Source organism: Albidovulum sediminis, assembly GCF_025380365.1.
GTDB classification, from domain to species: domain Bacteria; phylum Pseudomonadota; class Alphaproteobacteria; order Rhodobacterales; family Rhodobacteraceae; genus Albidovulum; species Albidovulum sediminis.
Genome location: NZ_JAOCQF010000001.1, coordinates 691918 through 706853, shown reverse-complemented (window position 1 = coordinate 706853; position 14936 = coordinate 691918). Strand labels below are relative to the sequence as shown.

Here is a 14936-nt window from a genome sequence, read left to right as displayed (position 1 = left end):
CGAGCATGGAAGGCTTCACCATCGTCGACGCCGGTGTGGGTGTCATCGTCCTGCTGTCGGCGGTGCTCGCCTACAGCCGCGGCTTCGTGCGCGAGGCGCTGGCCATCGGCGGCTGGGTGGCGGCGGCGATCGCGGCCTTCATCTTCGCCCCGCAGGCACAGCCGCTGGTCCAGCAGATCCCGGTCCTTGACCGGTTCCTCGGCGACAGTTGCGAGCTTTCGATGATCGCGGCCTTCGCCGTCGTGCTGGCGCTGACACTGGTCGTGGCCTCGATCTTCATCCCGCTCTTTGCCTCGGCGGTGCAGCGCTCCGCGCTTGGCGGCGTCGATCAGGCGCTCGGCTTCCTCTTCGGCGCGCTGCGCGGGCTGGTGCTGGTGGCGGTTGCCTTCCTTGTCTACGAGCGCGCGCTGGCCGGGTCGTCGATCCCGGTCGTCGACAACTCGCGCTCGGCCGAGATATTCCAGGACTTCGAGGCGCGGCTGAACGAACAGATGCCGACCGACGCGCCGGGCTGGGTGGTGCGCAAATACGAGGAACTGGTGTCAAGCTGCCCGGCGACCGCGACGCCCGAGGCCGAACCCGCGCCGGCCCCCGAAGGCGGCACCGGAGACGACAGCGGCGCCAAGACGCTGACCGCGCCGTCCTCCGGCGGCTGATCGCGCCAGAAAAGCGCACGGCAGGGCGTGACACCGCCCGCCCATGCCACTAAAGGAAGGGCCAAGACGGTACCCGGATTCGGAGCCCTGCCGATGACCCGCTTCTATGCCCACCCCTTCGACGACGACAAGCTGAAGGAGGAGTGCGGCGTCTTTGGCGTGATCGGCGTTCCCGACGCGGCGAACTTCGTGGCACTCGGCCTGCATGCGCTCCAGCACCGGGGGCAGGAGGCGGGCGGCATCGTGGCCTATGACGAGGCCGAGGGATTCAACAACGCCCGCCGCTTCGGCTACATCCGCGACAACTTCACCAAGGCCGACGTGATGCAGATGCTGCCGGGCAGCCTTGCCATCGGCCATGTGCGCTATTCCACCGCCGGATCGAAGGGCCATACCGCGATCCGCGACGTGCAGCCCTTCTTCGGCGAGTTCTCGATGGGCGGTGCCGCCATCGCCCACAATGGCAACCTGACCAACGCCGCCGCGCTGCGCCGTGACCTGATCGAGCGCGGGGCGATCTTCCAGTCGTCGTCGGACAGCGAATGCATCATCCACCTGATGGCGCGGTCGATCCAGAAATCGCTTTCCGAACGCATCAAGGACGCGCTGCGCGCGGTCGAAGGCGCCTTTTCCGTCATCGCCATGACGCGCACCAAGCTGATCGGCGTGCGCGATCCCCTGGGCGTGCGCCCGCTGGTGCTCGGCAAACTGGGCGACGACGGCTTCGTCCTGTCGTCGGAGACTTGCGCGCTCGACATCATCGGGGCGGAGTTCGTGCGCGAGATCGAGCCGGGCGAGATGGTGGTGATCGCCAAGGGGCAGATCGAAAGCTCCCGCCCCTTCGGCCCGGCGAAGCCCCGCTTCTGCATATTCGAGCATGTCTATTTCTCGCGCCCCGATTCCATCCTCGGCGGCCGCTCGGTCTACGAGACGCGCCGCCAGATCGGGGTGGAACTGGCGCGCGAAAGCCCGGTCGAGGCGGACCTCGTCTGCCCGGTGCCCGATTCGGGCACGCCCGCGGCGATCGGCTACGCGGCCGAAAGCGGCATCCCCTACGGCATGGGGATCATCCGCAACCAGTACATGGGCCGCACCTTCATCGAACCGACCGAGCAGATCCGCAACATGGGGGTGCGGCTGAAGCTCAATGTCAACCGCGCGCTCATCAAGGGCAAGCGGGTGATCCTGGTCGACGACAGCGTCGTGCGCGGCACCACCAGCCGCAAGATCAAGGACATGATCCTCGATGCCGGCGCGGCCGAGGTGCATTTCCGCATCGCCTCGCCCCCCACCGCCTGGCCCTGCTTCTACGGCGTCGACACGCCCGACCGCGGCAAGCTCCTCGCCGCGACGATGAACGAGGAGGAGATGCGCGACTGGATCGGCGTCGACAGCCTGAAGTTCATCTCGCTCGACGGGCTCTACCGCGCCGTGGGCGAGGCGAAGGGCCGCGACGCCAAGTGCCCGCAATATTGCGACGCCTGCTTCTCCGGCGAATACCCGGTCGCGCCCTCCGACCAGATCGCACAGGGCTTCGCGATGAAGGCGGCGGAGTGAACGGGGACACGGTCCGCTATCGCCCGCACCATTTCCTCTGCTCGCTCGGGTTCGAGGGGAAGGGCTACTCCGACGCCTTCACCGGCAACATGACGGCGATCGTCGTGGGGCGGCTCAGGGCGGCGGGGGGCGGTGCGACTGTGATCGAGGTAACGGGCGCCACCGACGACATCTGCGCCCCCTGCCCCAAGCGGCGCGGGCGGGCCTGCACCAGCGAGCCGAAGATCAAGGCGCTCGACCGCGCCCATGCCGCCGCCCTCCGGCTGGAGCCGCGCGAACGGCTGACCTGGGGCGAGGCGAAGGTGCGCATCCGCGCCAACGTGCCGCCGGGCAGCCTCAGGACGCTCTGCGCGGGCTGCGAGTGGGAGCCCTACGGCCTCTGCGAGGCCGCCCTCACCCGGCTCCACGCCGACAAAGGCTGAGCGGCGCCCGCCATCGCCGGCGCGCGCACGCGGCCCCGCGGCCCGATCACTCGACGAACGAGGCGAGGATCTCGGCCAGTTCCTGTGGCTTGAAGGTGAAGGCCGCATGGACCGAGGCAATCTCGACCGGATCCACGCCCAGCCGGGCTGCGAAGACCTGCTGGAGTGCGGGCGGAATGACCTGATCCTCGGTGCACAGGACATAGTGGCGCGGGATCTGCGCCACCTCCGCCCCCGGCCAGGGCTGGTTTACCGCGGCCCACCCCTGGTTGCGCTGGGTCGCTTGCAGGAACGCCCTGTAGGCCTCCCGTTCCTCGGGCAGAGCCAGCGAGGTGAGCAGGTCGATGTCGAAGGCCCGCGTCCCGTTCCCGTTGTCGACGGTGATCGAGGTGATCATGCCCGCGACTTCCGGCCCGATGGCCCCGACAATCGACTGGCCCGGCTCCGGCACGATGGCGGCGACGAAGACCATGCGGTCAACCGGAACACGGGCCGCCACAAGCGGAACCGTCGTACCGCCCGCCGAATGGGCCACAAGCACGCAAGGCCGGTCACATCCCCGCATCGCGGCGGTAACGGCGGCGGCGTAATCCTCCAGCATCGCCTCCGCGCGTTCGCAAGGCAGATCGACGTTGACGACCCGGTGGCCGCGCGCCTCGAGGAAGGGGACGGTCGGGGCAAGTTCGGCCGGTGAGCCGAAGGCGCCATGGACAAGGATGAAGGTGGCGGGCATTTCCGGCCCTCCGGTCAGGATGGTCTGGACACCACCATGATCGCCCTGCCCCGGAGCCTGTCAAGCGTCAGGGCCCGGCGCCGCCGGACTGCACCATCGCCCGCATGCGGCCCTGTGGAAAGGAAAACGCCGCCCCGAGGGGCGGCGTTTCGGTGTCATCCTGCGACAAGGCTCAGCCGTTGCGGCCCTTCAGCGCCGCCCAGCCGCCGGTGACGACGAGCGCGGCGATCACCGCCTTCAGCGTGTCGCCGAGGAGGAAGGGCGCCATGTAGTACTGCCAGACCGACGCGGCGGTATCCGCACCCCAGGCCGAGGCGTCGAGGCCGAGTGCCGCATCCGCGAGCATCGCCCAGGCCACGCCCGGGACATAGAGCAGCACCGAAGCGACCAGCGCCACCAGCGCGGTCGGCAGGAAGCCCCGCACCCCGCGGTCGGCCGCAAGGCCCGCGATCCAGGCCATGCCGACGAAGCCCGCGAGGAAGCCCGCGGTCGGGCCGAAGAAGGCCACCCCGTTCATACCGCCCGCGAAGACCGGCAGCCCCATCGCGCCCTCGGCGAGATAGGCCACCAGCGTCGCGGCGCCAAGGCGTGCGCCGAAGGTCAGGCCCACGATCAGGATGGCGAGCGTCTGAAGCGTCATCGGCACCGGAATCATCGGCACGGTGACTTGCGCGGCCACCGCGATGAACAGCGATCCGCCCAGAACCATGAGCGTACGGGCAAGCATCGACTGGGACGGCACGAGGGCCTTGGAGAGGGTCATGGGCGCATTCCTTCCTGAGGTCGTTTCGGCGCGCAATTTCGCTGCGCCGCGGCGCCCTGTCAATCAGTTCCATCAATCAATTCTGTTGCACCCGTCCGGCCGGGGTGCCAAAGGAACCGCGTTCCAGACCGATGAGGCCCGCACATGACCCCTGAAAAGACCGCTCTTGTCACCGGCGCCTCGCGCGGGCTGGGCTTTGCGATGGCCGCGGCCCTTGGCGCCGCCGGCTGGCATGTCATCGCCGTGGCGCGCACCGTCGGCGGGCTTGAGGAACTGGACGACCGCATCAAGGCGGCGCGCGGGGACGGGACGGGTGGGCAGGCAACGCTCGCCCCGATGGACATCGCCGACGACAAGGCCATGGCCCATCTCGCGCAATCGGTCGCGGGGCGCTGGGGCGGCCTCGGTCTCTGGGTCCATGCCGCCATCCATGCCGCCCCGCTCGCCCCCGCGGGGCACGCCGACATGAAGGATTTCGACAAGTCCGTGGCCACCAACCTGCGCGCCACCGCCGCGTTGATCCCGCTCCTGGAGCCGCTTCTGCGCGCCCGCGCGGGCATCGCACTTTTCCTCGACGACCCGCGGGCTGGGCAGAAGTTCTTCGGCGCCTACGGGGCCACCAAGGCCGCGCAGATCGCGCTGGCGCAAAGCTGGCAGGCGGAGACGGTGAAGATCGGCCCCCGCGTGCTGATCGAGACGCCCCGCCCCATGGCCACTGCGACGCGGGCGCGCTTCTTCCCCGGCGAGGATCGCGCGGCCCTTGCCGACATCCATGACGAGGCCGCCCGCCTGCTCGCCCGGCTCTGATCGCCGCGCGGCCCGACACGTCCGCCGGAGGAACCGCCAAGGGTGCCCCGCGGGGGGGGCGCGCGCCAGGGGACCATGCCGCCTTTACCTGCCCTCGGCTTCCGTCTAAGCAGGGAAAAACACCGGGGTTGGCGGGACAGCAGGCAGGGCGGCGGACATGCGCATTCTCATCACCAACGACGACGGCATCAATGCGCCGGGGCTCGAGGTCCTGACCGCCATCGCGACCGAGATCGCAGGCGCGGCGGGCGAGGTCTGGACGGTCGCGCCGGCCTTCGAGCAGTCGGGGGTGGCGCACTGCATCTCCTACACCCACCCGATGATGATCGCGAAACTCGGCCCCCGCCGCTATGCCGCCGAAGGCAGCCCGGCCGATTGTGTCCTTGCCGGCATCTACGACGTCTTCCAGGGCGGGCGACCCGACCTTGTCCTTTCCGGCGTCAACCGCGGCAACAACGCGGGCGAGAACGTGCTGTATTCCGGCACCGTCGGCGGCGCGATGGAGGCGGCCCTGCAAGGCGTGCCCGCCATCGCGCTCAGCCAGTTCATGGGCCCGGCGACCAGCGACCTCGACGACCCGTTCGAGGCCGCGCGGGTCCATGGCGCCGGCATCGTGCGCCGGCTTCTCGACAAGGGGCACTGGGACGCCGAGGACTACCGCATCTTCTACAACGTCAACTTTCCGCCCGTGGCCGCCGCCGCCGTCCGCGGCACCCGGGTCGCGGCGCAGGGCTACCGGCGTGACACCTTCTTCGGGGTGGAGCCGCACATCTCGCCTTCCGGGCGCAAGTTCCTCTGGATCACCGGCGGCCCGCAGCACGAGCCGACGGCACCGGGCACCGATGTCGCGGTCAACCTCGAGGGCTATATCGCGGTGACGCCGATGCGCGCCGACCTGACCGCGCATGACCGGCTGAAGGATCTGGAGGCCGCGCTCGCATGACCGACGCGGCCGAGCGGAAGATGCGCTTTCTCTACGCGCTCCGCTCCCGCGGCGTGACCGACCCGCGCGTCCTTTCGGCGATGGAGCGGATCGACCGCGGCCTTTTCGTCAAGGGCCTGTTCGCCGAACGCGCCTATGAGGACACGCCGCTGCCGATCGCCTGCGGCCAGACGATCAGCCAGCCCTCGGTCGTGGGGCTGATGACGCAGGCGCTCGACGCGGGCCCGCGCGACAAGGTGCTGGAGATCGGCACCGGATCGGGCTACCAGGCCGCGATCCTCAGCCAGATCGCGCGCCGCGTCTACACGGTCGAGCGCCACCGCCGCCTTGTCCGCGAGGCGCAGGAGGTGTTCGACGCGCTCGACCTGACCAACATCACCGCGATTGCCGCCGATGGCAGCCGCGGCCTGCCCGAACAGGCCCCCTTCGACCGCATCATCGTCACCGCGGCGGCCGAAGACCCGCCGGGGCCCCTATTGGCTCAGTTGCGCGAAGGCGGTATCATGGTTCTGCCGGTCGGCCAGTCCGACACCGTGCAAAGCCTGATCCGGGTCACGCGGACCGCCGCAGGTTACGATTACGACGAACTTCGCCCGGTGCGCTTCGTGCCGCTGGTCGAGGGGCTGGGGCAGGAATGACTGCGCGCGCCCCGGAGCAAAGACGAGAATGGCCCGGTCAACGGAGCCCGTGCGATGAGGAGCGAGCAATGACCCTTTCCCGCAAGAGCCGGTGGCTGTCGCTGACGCTGCTGGGTGTATCGGCCCTTTCGCTGGCCGCCTGCAACGGTTTCGACCCCGACCTGCGCCGCTATGGCCAGGGCGGGCTGTCGACCGCGGACGCGGCCGCCCAGCCGGTGCAGACCCGGCCGCAGACCGATGCGCGCGGCGTCATCACCTATCCGAACTACCAGGTGGCCGTCGCGCAGGACGGCGACACCGTCGCCTCCATCGCGACGCGCGTGGGCGTGAATTCCGACGAACTTGCGCGCTTCAACGCGGTCCCGCTCGGCACGCCGCTCCGTCGCGGCGAGGTGCTGGTGCTGCCGACGCGGGTTGCGGCCGGTCCGGTCGGCACGCCGGGCGTGCCCGTCACCGCCGCGCCGGGCGGCGGCATCGACGTGACCGCGATCGCCTCCTCCGCCATTGACCGCGCGCAGACCGGGGGCGGCACCGCGGCGCAGCCCGGCGCCCCCACGCCGGCCGCCGCCCCGGTGGGCGAGCCGGTCCGCCACCGCGTGCAGCGGGGCGAAACCGCCTATTCCATCGCGCGGCTCTACAACGTCAACGTCAAGTCTCTGGCCGACTGGAACGGCCTTTCGGCCGACCTCGCGGTGCGCGAGGGGCAATACCTGCTGATCCCGGTCGCGGCGGCGGGAACGCTGGCCGAGCCGGTGACCCAGCCTGGCCAGGGCTCGCCCACGCCGGTGCCGCCCTCGGCCGCGACGCCCTTGCCGGCCGAAAGCACCACGCCCACGGCCGCGCCGGTTGCCACCCCGCCCTCACCCGACCTCGGCGCGGAACGGACCTCGGCCGCGCGACTCGGGATGCCGGTCGACGGCAAGATCATCCGCCCCTACCAGAAGAAGAAGAACGAGGGCATCGACATCGCCGCCAGCGCCGGCACCCCGGTCAAGGCGGCCGCCGACGGCACCGTGGCCGCGATCACCAAGGATACCGACCAGGTGCCGATCCTCGTAATCCGGCACGACGGCAACCTGCTGACGGTCTATGCCAACATCGACGGCATCAAGGTGGCCAAGGGCGACAAGGTCAAGCGCGGCCAAGCCATCGCCGCCGTCCGCGCCTCGGACCCGGCCTTCGTGCATTTCGAGGTGCGCGAGGGGCTGGAGAGCGCCGACCCGGTGCCCTACCTGAAGTGAAGCAGGCCCGCGCGCCCGGCCTTACAGCCGGACGCCGCGACGGCCCGCCAGATCGGTGAAGAACTGCCAGGCCACCCGGCCCGACCGCGCCCCGCGCGTGGCCTGCCATTCGATCGCCTCTGCGCGCAGGGTCTCCTCGTCGATCGTGACCCCGTGCGCGTCGCAATAGCCGCGGATCATCGCCAGGTATTCGTCCTGGCTGCACGGATGGAAGCCGAGCCAGAGGCCGAAGCGGTCGGAGAGCGACACCTTCTCCTCCACCGCCTCGGAGGGATTGATCGCGCTTGACCGTTCGTTCTCGATCATGTCGCGCGGCATCAGGTGGCGCCGGTTCGAGGTGGCGTAGAAGATCACGTTCGCTGGCCGCCCCTCTATCCCGCCGTCAAGCACCGCCTTCAGCGCCTTGTAGTGCTGGTCGTCGTGGGAAAACGACAGGTCGTCGCAGAACAGCAGGAAGCGGTGGTCGCGCGCGGCGCGCAGATGCGCGAGAAGCCGGCTGATCGAGGGCAGATCCTCACGGCTCAACTCGACGATCCGGAGGCCGTGGCCCTGCCGCAGCACCTCGGCATGGACCGCCTTGACGAGCGAGGACTTGCCCATCCCGCGCGCGCCCCAGAGGAGCGCGTTGTTGGCCGGAAATCCGCGCGCGAACTGCAGCGTATTCTCCAGAAGCGTGTTGCGCGCCCGGTCCACCGCCACCAGAAGCGACAGGTCCACCCGCGCGACCTCCGCCACCGGCTCAAGCCGGTCGGGCGCGGTGTGCCAGACGAAGGCCTCCGCTGCCTGCCAGTCGGGCGCGCGCGACGGGGCCGGGGCGATCCGCTCCAGCGCCTCGGCGATGCGGCGCAGTTCCTCGCTCACGCGGCGTCCTCGTCGTCCTCGACCCAGGTGCCGTCGGCGCGCATCTGCGCCTCGCGGTCACGCTCGAACCGGGCGATGAGGAAGATCGAGATTTCGTAAAGCGGGTATATCGCGGCGAAAAGGATGATCTGGGAGAACACATCGGGCGGCGTGACGAGGGCGGCGACGGCGAGAATGCCCACCACCGCATACTTGCGCGTCGCCTTGAGCCCGCGGGAGGAGATCAGCCCCGCCTTGCCCATCAGCGTCAGCAGGACCGGCAGCTGGAAGCAGAGGCCAAAGGCCATGACGAAGGTCATGGTGAGCGAGAGATAGGCCTCCATCGAGCCCATGAAGGCGATGCCCGTGGGTGGCGACGAGAGCGTTCCCCCGGCCTCGATCGCGTCGGCGAAGACATCCTGGAAGCCGAGGAAGAAGCGGAACGCGAAGGGCAGGATGACGTAGTAGGCAAAGCCGCCGCCGATCAGGAACATCACCGGCGAGGCCACGAGGAAGGGCAGGAACGCCGCCTTTTCCGACTTGTAAAGCCCCGGCGCCACGAAGCGCCACATCTGGTAGGCGATGATCGGGAAGGCCATCGCGAAGCCGCCCCAGAGCGCGATCTTGATGGCGACGAAGAAGCCTTCCTGCATCTTCACGAGGATCAGCTGGCATTCCTGCCCGCGCTCGGTCAGCACCCGGCACATCGGCTCGGTCAGGAAGCGGAAGACGTGTTCCCAGACGAGATAGCCGAGGATGAAGCAGATGGCGAAGGCGCTGATCGAATAAAGGATGCGCGTGCGCAGTTCGCGCAGATGCTCGATCAGCGGCGCGGTCGAATCGTCGATCTGGTCGGTTTTCGTCATGCCTCGGGGGCCTTCTTCTTCCGGGGGGCGCGCGCGGGTTTCGCCGGCGCCGCGTCAACGACCTGGGCCGCCGCGGCGGCCTTCGGCGCGGCTGCGGGCGCAGCGGCAGCCTCGCCCTTGTCGATGGCCTTGAGCTTGGCGGCCGTATCGGCAATCACCGCCTTGCGGGCCGCCTGCTTTTCGGCCAGCGCCTGCGTCGCGGGGCCGGGTGCGGGCTTTGCGGGCGCGGACTTTTCGGCCGCGGGCGCGGCACCGGCCAGCGCCGCAGGTCCGGCCGTTTCGGGCGCGGGGGTCGCGGAGGTCGCGGGCTTCGGCGCGGGTTTGGTCTGCTTCAGCGGGTCCCACTTCTCGAAGCGGTCGGCCGCATCCTTGACCGCGTCGATGCCGAGCGACTTGGGCGAGGTCATGGTCCTGAGGTCCTTGGCCACGTCCTTGGCGCCCGAATCCTTGGCGGCCTGGTCCATGGCGCGCTGGAACTCCCGCCCCATCGCGCGGATCTTGCCGGTGAACCGCCCAAGCTGGCGGAACATCTCCGGCAGGTCCTGCGGGCCGATGACGATCAGCGCCACGACCCCGATGACCAGAAGCTCGGTCCAGCCCATGTTGAACATCTGCGGCCCCCGTCAGCCTGAAATACCGTCAGCCCGAAATCCCGTGCGCCCGGCTCAGGCCTTGTCCTTCTCTTCCGGCGTCACGTCCTTGGCCGGCTTGGCGGCCTCGTCCTCAAGCTCGGCGGTGCTGTCCTTCACGCCCTTCTTGAAGGCGGTGATGCCCTTGCCGACCTCGCCCATGAGAGAGCTGATCTTGCCGCGCCCGAAAAGGACCAGCACCACGATGGCGATGATGATCAGCTGCCAGGGACCCATCTGCATGTCTTGTTCCTCCGAAAGGGCCGCCCACTTGGGCGGGTCCATGCCGGCGGCCTGCCGGCGTTCCAGTGGACATCAAACGCCCAAACCGCGCCCTGCGCCATGGCGGCGATGGCCGGCGGTCACGGGCAACTGACAGGATTCTGTCGGTAAGTCTTGCCTTTCCGACCGGCCTCGGCCAGAAACTGACAGCCAAGCCGGCATGCCCCGGCGTCACCCGACCTGCCCGGATCGCCCGATGCCCCGCGCCGACCGCCTGATCGACCTCATCCGAATCCTGCGCGACGGCAGGCTGCACCGCGCGGCCGACCTTGCGCAGGTCGCGGGCGTTTCGGTGCGTACGATCTGGCGCGACATGGCACGGCTTCAGGCCAACGGCGTGCCGATCGAGGGTGAGCGCGGGATCGGCTACATGCTGCGCGACCCGGTCGCCCTGCCCCCGGTGGCGCTGTCGCGCGACGAGTTCGAGGCGCTGCGCCTTGGCCTTGGCCTTGTCGCCTCGGGCGCCGACCAGACCGCCGCGCGCGCCGCGGTCAGCCTGCGCGCCAAGATCGCGGCGGTCGCGCCCACGATCCTGGCCGAGGCGGGCAGCGACAGCTTCGTCTTTTCCAGCGCCGAGGCGGCGCGCGCCGCCCCGCACCTCGGCCTGATCCGCCGCGCGATCCGCGAGCATCTGACGCTGGCGCTTGCCTACCGTGACGAGGCGGGCGAGGTGACGCAGCGCCGCATCCGGCCCTTGCAACTCGAGTTCTGGGGCAAGGTCTGGACGCTGCTCGCCTGGTGCGAACTCAGGGCCGATTTCCGCCTGTTCCGCGTCGACATGATCCAGGCCCTGACCCCGGACGGCGGCGCCTTCATGCCAGAGCCCGGCCGGACGGTGGAGGATTACCTGGCACGCCAGGCCCACCCCTGAGGTGCCGTCGCTCAGGCGACCTTGGGAAAGACGAAGCAGCGGTCGCGCCGCAGCATCAGCCACATCGGTGTGCCGGGCCGGGGCAGGAACACCGCCGGCACCGTCGCCCGGATCATGCGCCCGTCGTGGCAAAGGCGGAACTCGACCAGGCTTTCGCGCCCCATGAAGCGCGCGCGCGCCACCTCGGCCCGCGCCGGCGTTCCCTCGGCGGCGGTGGGCAGCGGCCCCTTGCCGGCGCGGTCGAAGTCGATCTTCAGGTGCTGCGGGCGGATCACGATCTCCACCTCGGTGCCGTCGGCCAGACCGGGGGTGAGAAACTCGCCGAAGGGCGTCTGGGTCAGCGCCCCCTGCACCCGCCCCTCAAGGATGTTGACGTCGGAGAAGAAGGCCGCCGCAGCCCGGTCCACCGGCGCGTTGTACAGGTTGTAGGGCGCGCCCTGCTGGACGATCCGGCCCGCCCGCATCAGCGCGATCTCGTCGGCCATGCGCATCGCTTCATGCGGTTCGTGCGTGACCAGAAGGACGGCCGTCCCCTCCTCCTTCAGAAGCGCCAGCGTGTCGTCGCGGATGCCGTCGCGCAGCCGTTCGTCAAGGCCCGAGAAGGGTTCGTCCATCAAAAGGATGCGCGGACGCGGCGCCAGCGCGCGGGCGAGTGCCACGCGCTGCTGTTCGCCGCCCGAAAGTTCGTGCGGGTACTTCGCCCCGAAGCCCGCAAGCGCCACGCGCTCCAGAAGTTCGTCCACCCGCGCCATGCGCGCCCCGTCGCGGCGCGGCAGGCCGAAGGCGATGTTCTCCGCCACGCTGAGGTGGGGAAAGAGCGCGAAATCCTGGAACATGAGCCCGATGGAGCGGCGCTCGGGCGGCACCCGGAACACGGTGTCACAGACCAGCGCGCCATCGACGAGGATGCGGCCCCGGTCCTGCATGTCGACACCGGCGATCATCCTCAGCGTCGTCGACTTGCCGCAGCCCGAGGGGCCGAGAAGGCAGGTCACCTGCCCCGCCCCGATGGTCAGCGACACGTCGTCGACGACGGTCTTGCCATCGTAGACGCGGGTCAGGTTCTGAACCTCAAGCCGTGGCGGTGTCGCGGTCACGCAGCCTCTCCCAGGCGCCGAGCCCGATCAAAACACTCGGGCTTTCGGGGAATAGCAGCCGTCGCCGCGGGCCGCAAGCCGGGAGGGGGCCGCAAGCCGGGGGGTTCAAAGCGCCTCGATCCGGCGCCAGGGGTGCAGCGGCCGCCCGCTGGCCAGGTCCACTGCAAAGACGCAGCCGCCGCCCGCAGGCTGGTCGTGGGCGCGCGCGGGCGCGAGGCCGGCGAAATGGCAGTACAGCAGGGTGCCGACGCCCCCGTGCCCGACGATCAGCAGGTCGCCGCCGCGGTGGCCCGCCAGGATCACCTGAAGGTCCGCGCGCACCCGCGCCATCGCCGCGCGGGCGGTTTCCCACCCCTCGGCGCTTTCGTCTGGGCGGGCGAAGAAGCGGTCCGCCAGCGCCTCGTGCCGGTCGTGCGGCACGTAGCCGGCGGCGCTGCGGTCGATCTCCCCCTGCGCGGGGCGCAGTTCCACCTCAAGGCCAAGCGGCGCGGCCAGAAGTTCGGCCGTCTCGCGCGCCTTGCGTTCGGTCGAGGCGACGATGCGCCCCGTGCCTTCCGGCCAGCCGCGCGCGGCCAGCGCCGCCACCCGCGCCCTGCCCCGGTCGCTCAGCCCCCAGTCGGGGACCGGCACGGCGGGGTCGATCACCACCTCCGGGTGGGTCAGGTAGCGCAGGAGCCCCTTCACAGCGTCGCGGTCACGGCGCCGCCGTCGAGAAGGATGTTCTGCCCGACGATGAAGCCCGCGTGGACCGAGCAGAGGAAGGCGCACATCGCGCCGAACTCCTCGATCGTGCCGTAGCGGCCTGCCGGGATGGTGGCGGCGCGGCGGGCCTTCGCCTCTTCCATCGTGATGCCCTCGGCCTTCGTCACCCCCTGGTCGAGCGAGATCGCGCGGTCGGTCGCGTGGATGCCGGGCAGGAGGTTGTTGATGGTGACGCCGTGGCGCGCCACCTGCCGCGAGGTGCCCGCGACATAGCCGGTCAGCCCCGCGCGCGCGCTGTTCGACAGGCCCAGCACCGGGATCGGCGCCTTGACCGCCTGAGAGGTGATGTTGACGACGCGGCCCCAGCCCTGGCCGATCATGCCGGGCAGAAGCGCCTTCATCAGCGCGATGGGCGCCAGCATGTTGGCGTCGAGCGCGCGGATGAAATCGTCGCGCGTCCAGTCCGACCAGAGCCCCGGCGGCGGGCCGCCCGCGTTGTTGACGAGGATATCCACCGCGCCCGCGGCCTCCAGCAGCGCCGCCTGCCCCGCCTCGGTCGCCACGTCCGCGGCCACCGTGGCCACCGAAACGCCGTGGCGGTCCCGGATCGCCGTCGCCGTCGCCTCCAGCGCCTCGGCGCCGCGCCCGTTCAGGACCAGATCGACACCGGCCGCCGCAAGCGCCTCGGCGCAGCCGCGCCCGAGCCCCTTCGATGAGGCGCAGACCAGCGCCCGTCTGCCGCGAATCCCGAGATCCATCCTGCCCTCCTTCATTGCATCCGGGCGGAAGCATACCGGATGTTGCCACCGGGGCCAGCCCTTCCCCGCTATCGTCGCGGTTGTGACACGCGCCCGCCCGCGCTAGGGTCCGGCCACCATGCCGCATTCAGCGCCCCCGCCGCCCCGGATCGTCCACGCCTTTCCCGCCGAGGCCCTGCGCGTCGTCGCCGGGGCCAACCTCGGCGACCCCATCGGCGGGGTGGAGGAGTGCGAGCCGGGCGATGTCTACCGCCTGCGCAAGGGCGCGCATCCCCTGCAACTGGCGCTTGGCATGGCCGACGGCAGCGGCGCCCCACAGGCCATCGCCGAGGGCGGAGACGTCGGCCAACCCGGCGAGACGCTGGAGGCCTGCGCGCTCCTGACCTTCCTGCGCCCTGCGGGCGACCGGGTCGAGGTGCTGATCCTGCGCCACCCCGCCTCGGGCGCGGTCCTGGCGCTGCCGCTCTCGCCCCTGTCGCCCGGGGCCGATCACACGCTGATCGCCGCCGGCCCGGCCCCCGCGGGCCTTCCCGTCGCCGAGACCGCCTGCATGGCCTTCGCCGCGGGCACGCTGATCGCGCTGCCCGAGGGCGCGCCGGTGCCGGTCGAGCGCTTGCGGCCCGGGAACCGGGTGCTGACACGCGACCACGGCGCGCAGGTGCTTCGCTGGGTCGGCAAGGCGACGCTACGCGCCGAGGGGGCCTTTGCCCCCGTCGTCATCACCGCCGGCACGATGGGCAACACCGGCGACCTCGCGCTCAGCCCGCACCACCGCGTCCTGCTCCACCAGCGCGGCGGACCGCAACCGGGCACGCTCTCCGACCTTCTGGTCGAGGCGCGCCACCTGGTCGACGGCCACCGCATCCGCCGCCGCGAAGGCGGCTGGGTCGACTACCACAGCCTTGTCTTCGACCGCCACGAGGTCGTCTATGCCGAGGGGGTGGCGACCGAAAGCCTGCGGGTCTGCGCCCCCGTCCTGACCCGCCTGCCGCCGGCGATGGCCGATGAACTAAAGGCCCGGTTCCCCGGCCTGAGCCAGGCCGCGATCGCCGCGACCGAGGCCGGGCCCGCGCATCTGCCGGGCGCGGCGCTGTTCCCCGCGATCCGCCGCGAGCCCTGACGGGACAGCTT

Annotated in this window: 18 protein-coding genes; 9 read left to right on the top strand and 9 right to left on the bottom strand. The window is 70.5% G+C overall.

Annotation, left to right across the window (positions count from 1 at the left end):
• The first annotated feature begins 5 nt into the window (after positions 1-5).
• The 3 genes from N5I32_RS03505 (at position 6) to N5I32_RS03495 (ending at position 2635) form a co-directional block, all read left to right on the top strand.
• Positions 6-656 carry a CvpA family protein gene (locus N5I32_RS03505; RefSeq protein ID WP_261494005.1) on the top strand — a complete coding sequence of 217 codons (651 nt, stop codon included), beginning with the start codon at positions 6-8 and terminating at the stop codon, positions 654-656.
• A gap of 93 nt (positions 657-749) precedes the next feature.
• Complete coding sequence (gene purF / locus N5I32_RS03500) at positions 750-2213, top strand: amidophosphoribosyltransferase (protein WP_261494004.1); 1464 nt, start codon at positions 750-752, stop codon at positions 2211-2213.
• Positions 2210-2635, top strand: coding sequence for a DUF1284 domain-containing protein (locus tag N5I32_RS03495; RefSeq protein ID WP_261494003.1), 426 nt, complete (start codon positions 2210-2212; stop codon positions 2633-2635). The genes purF and N5I32_RS03495 overlap by 4 nt, the downstream gene beginning before the upstream one ends.
• Before the next feature lie 46 nt (positions 2636-2681).
• Here the strand turns inward: N5I32_RS03495 and N5I32_RS03490 are convergent, their stop codons facing one another.
• Together N5I32_RS03490 and N5I32_RS03485 are read right to left on the bottom strand one after the other, a co-directional pair.
• Positions 2682-3368 carry an alpha/beta fold hydrolase gene (locus tag N5I32_RS03490; protein WP_261494002.1) on the bottom strand — a complete coding sequence of 229 codons (687 nt, stop codon included), beginning with the start codon at positions 3366-3368 and terminating at the stop codon, positions 2682-2684.
• 172 nt (positions 3369-3540) lie between these two features.
• Complete coding sequence (locus N5I32_RS03485) at positions 3541-4131, bottom strand: biotin transporter BioY (RefSeq protein ID WP_261494001.1); 591 nt, start codon at positions 4129-4131, stop codon at positions 3541-3543.
• 144 nt (positions 4132-4275) lie between these two features.
• Here N5I32_RS03485 and N5I32_RS03480 point away from each other — a divergent pair, with 144 nt between their 5' ends.
• The 4 genes from N5I32_RS03480 to N5I32_RS03465 all read left to right on the top strand — a co-directional run bounded on the left by N5I32_RS03480 (position 4276) and on the right by N5I32_RS03465 (position 7760).
• Positions 4276-4938 (top strand): SDR family NAD(P)-dependent oxidoreductase, encoded by a 663-nt coding sequence (locus N5I32_RS03480; protein WP_261494000.1) that lies wholly within the window; start codon positions 4276-4278, stop codon positions 4936-4938.
• Between the two features lie 157 nt (positions 4939-5095).
• Positions 5096-5881, top strand: coding sequence for a 5'/3'-nucleotidase SurE (gene surE / locus N5I32_RS03475; RefSeq protein WP_261493999.1), 786 nt, complete (start codon positions 5096-5098; stop codon positions 5879-5881).
• A complete protein-coding gene (locus N5I32_RS03470; RefSeq protein ID WP_261493998.1) occupies positions 5878-6519 on the top strand; it encodes a protein-L-isoaspartate(D-aspartate) O-methyltransferase in 642 nt (213 codons plus the stop codon). The genes surE and N5I32_RS03470 overlap by 4 nt, the downstream gene beginning before the upstream one ends.
• A 68-nt stretch (positions 6520-6587) precedes the next feature.
• The gene (locus tag N5I32_RS03465; protein WP_261493997.1) at positions 6588-7760 is read left to right on the top strand and encodes a peptidoglycan DD-metalloendopeptidase family protein; all 1173 of its coding nucleotides are present in this window, start codon (positions 6588-6590) and stop codon (positions 7758-7760) included.
• 21 nt (positions 7761-7781) lie between these two features.
• On the opposite strand, the gene N5I32_RS03460 is transcribed toward N5I32_RS03465, so the two are convergent.
• Genes N5I32_RS03460 through tatA form a run of 4 tightly spaced genes read right to left on the bottom strand, consistent with a single transcriptional unit; the run spans position 7782 to position 10338 of the window.
• Entirely contained in the window at positions 7782-8621 is an 840-nt protein-coding gene (locus N5I32_RS03460; protein WP_261493996.1) for an ATP-binding protein, read from the bottom strand.
• Positions 8618-9466 carry a twin-arginine translocase subunit TatC gene (gene tatC, locus N5I32_RS03455; RefSeq protein ID WP_261493995.1) on the bottom strand — a complete coding sequence of 283 codons (849 nt, stop codon included), beginning with the start codon at positions 9464-9466 and terminating at the stop codon, positions 8618-8620. The genes N5I32_RS03460 and tatC overlap by 4 nt, the downstream gene beginning before the upstream one ends.
• Positions 9463-10077, bottom strand: a complete 615-nt coding sequence (tatB, locus tag N5I32_RS03450) for a Sec-independent protein translocase protein TatB (protein WP_261493994.1) — start codon at positions 10075-10077, stop codon at positions 9463-9465. Before tatB ends, tatC begins: the two co-directional genes overlap by 4 nt.
• Positions 10078-10131: 54 nt before the next feature.
• Positions 10132-10338 (bottom strand): twin-arginine translocase TatA/TatE family subunit, encoded by a 207-nt coding sequence (gene tatA, locus N5I32_RS03445; protein ID WP_261493993.1) that lies wholly within the window; start codon positions 10336-10338, stop codon positions 10132-10134.
• A gap of 235 nt (positions 10339-10573) precedes the next feature.
• Here tatA and N5I32_RS03440 point away from each other — a divergent pair, with 235 nt between their 5' ends.
• Positions 10574-11248, top strand: coding sequence for a helix-turn-helix transcriptional regulator (locus tag N5I32_RS03440; RefSeq protein ID WP_261493992.1), 675 nt, complete (start codon positions 10574-10576; stop codon positions 11246-11248).
• Positions 11249-11259: 11 nt separating this feature from the next.
• On the opposite strand, the gene N5I32_RS03435 is transcribed toward N5I32_RS03440, so the two are convergent.
• The 3 genes from N5I32_RS03435 to N5I32_RS03425 all read right to left on the bottom strand — a co-directional run bounded on the left by N5I32_RS03435 (position 11260) and on the right by N5I32_RS03425 (position 13805).
• On the bottom strand, positions 11260-12345 hold the full coding sequence (locus tag N5I32_RS03435) for an ABC transporter ATP-binding protein (RefSeq protein ID WP_261493991.1): 1086 nt from the start codon (positions 12343-12345) through the stop codon (positions 11260-11262).
• 105 nt (positions 12346-12450) lie between these two features.
• A complete protein-coding gene (locus tag N5I32_RS03430; protein WP_261493990.1) occupies positions 12451-13029 on the bottom strand; it encodes a histidine phosphatase family protein in 579 nt (192 codons plus the stop codon).
• Complete coding sequence (locus N5I32_RS03425; RefSeq protein ID WP_261493989.1) at positions 13026-13805, bottom strand: SDR family oxidoreductase; 780 nt, start codon at positions 13803-13805, stop codon at positions 13026-13028. The genes N5I32_RS03430 and N5I32_RS03425 overlap by 4 nt, the downstream gene beginning before the upstream one ends.
• 118 nt (positions 13806-13923) lie before the next feature.
• Between N5I32_RS03425 and N5I32_RS03420 the strand changes: the two genes are divergently transcribed.
• Positions 13924-14925, top strand: a complete 1002-nt coding sequence (locus N5I32_RS03420; RefSeq protein ID WP_261493988.1) for a Hint domain-containing protein — start codon at positions 13924-13926, stop codon at positions 14923-14925.
• Positions 14926-14936: the final 11 nt, after the last annotated feature.

Bases quoted from the DNA above. Each gene is read 5' to 3' on its own strand.
- N5I32_RS03505 (WP_261494005.1), top strand. From the start codon at position 6: ATGGAAGGCTTCACCATCGTCGACGCCGGTGTGGGTGTCATCGTCCTG.
- purF (WP_261494004.1), top strand. From the start codon at position 750: ATGACCCGCTTCTATGCCCACCCCTTCGACGACGACAAGCTGAAGGAG.
- N5I32_RS03490 (WP_261494002.1), bottom strand. From the start codon at position 3,368: ATGCCCGCCACCTTCATCCTTGTCCATGGCGCCTTCGGCTCACCGGCC.
- N5I32_RS03485 (WP_261494001.1), bottom strand. From the start codon at position 4,131: ATGACCCTCTCCAAGGCCCTCGTGCCGTCCCAGTCGATGCTTGCCCGT.
- N5I32_RS03480 (WP_261494000.1), top strand. From the start codon at position 4,276: ATGACCCCTGAAAAGACCGCTCTTGTCACCGGCGCCTCGCGCGGGCTG.
- surE (WP_261493999.1), top strand. From the start codon at position 5,096: ATGCGCATTCTCATCACCAACGACGACGGCATCAATGCGCCGGGGCTC.
- N5I32_RS03470 (WP_261493998.1), top strand. From the start codon at position 5,878: ATGACCGACGCGGCCGAGCGGAAGATGCGCTTTCTCTACGCGCTCCGC.
- N5I32_RS03465 (WP_261493997.1), top strand. From the start codon at position 6,588: ATGACCCTTTCCCGCAAGAGCCGGTGGCTGTCGCTGACGCTGCTGGGT.
- tatC (WP_261493995.1), bottom strand. From the start codon at position 9,466: ATGACGAAAACCGACCAGATCGACGATTCGACCGCGCCGCTGATCGAG.
- tatB (WP_261493994.1), bottom strand. From the start codon at position 10,077: ATGTTCAACATGGGCTGGACCGAGCTTCTGGTCATCGGGGTCGTGGCG.
- tatA (WP_261493993.1), bottom strand. From the start codon at position 10,338: ATGCAGATGGGTCCCTGGCAGCTGATCATCATCGCCATCGTGGTGCTG.
- N5I32_RS03440 (WP_261493992.1), top strand. From the start codon at position 10,574: ATGCCCCGCGCCGACCGCCTGATCGACCTCATCCGAATCCTGCGCGAC.
- N5I32_RS03425 (WP_261493989.1), bottom strand. From the start codon at position 13,805: ATGGATCTCGGGATTCGCGGCAGACGGGCGCTGGTCTGCGCCTCATCG.
- N5I32_RS03420 (WP_261493988.1), top strand. From the start codon at position 13,924: ATGCCGCATTCAGCGCCCCCGCCGCCCCGGATCGTCCACGCCTTTCCC.